The organism is Kitasatospora sp. MY 5-36 (assembly GCF_001182915.1).
Lineage (GTDB): Bacteria > Actinomycetota > Actinomycetes > Streptomycetales > Streptomycetaceae > Kitasatospora.
This window is the reverse complement of sequence record NZ_LFVW01001431.1, coordinates 1-558: the sequence shown is the minus strand read 5'-3', so window position 1 is coordinate 558 and position 558 is coordinate 1. Positions and strand designations below refer to the sequence as shown.

Annotated in this window: 1 protein-coding gene; it reads left to right on the top strand. The window is 75.4% G+C overall.

What is annotated here, in order from left to right:
• A partial coding sequence (locus AE652_RS42795; protein WP_049661801.1) for an SDR family NAD(P)-dependent oxidoreductase occupies positions 1–558 on the top strand: 558 nt, incomplete at both ends.

Genomic DNA, 558 nt, shown 5'->3' with positions numbered 1-558 from the left:
GGTCACCCTGGCCGCCTGCGACGTCGCCGACCGCCGGCAGCTCGCCGAGCTGCTCGCCGCCGTCCCCGCCGAGCGCCCGCTCACCGCCGTGGTGCACACCGCGGGCGTGGTGGACGACGGAACCGTCCTCTCCCTCTCCCCCGAGCAGTTCGACCGGGTGCTCGCACCCAAGGTCACCGGCGCGCTCAACCTGCACGAACTGGCGGGCGACGTCGGCGGGTTCGTCCTCTTCTCGGCCGCGGCCGGTGTGCTCGGCAACCCCGGGCAGGCCAACTACGCCGCCGCCAACTGCTTCCTGGACGCGCTGGCGCAGCGCCGCCGCGCCCAGGGCCGGCCGGCCGTCTCGATGGCCTGGGGCCTGTGGCAGGAGCGGTCCGGCATGGCCGGGCGCCTCGTCGACGCCGACCTGGAGCGGATCGTGCGGGGCGGCGCGGTGCCGATGAGCGCCGAGACCGGACTGGCCCTGTTCGACGCGGCCGTGGCCTCGGGCGAAGCGGTGCTGGTGCCGATCCAGCTGGACCGGGCCCACCATGATGTACTCCGGCGGCTACTGGGAGG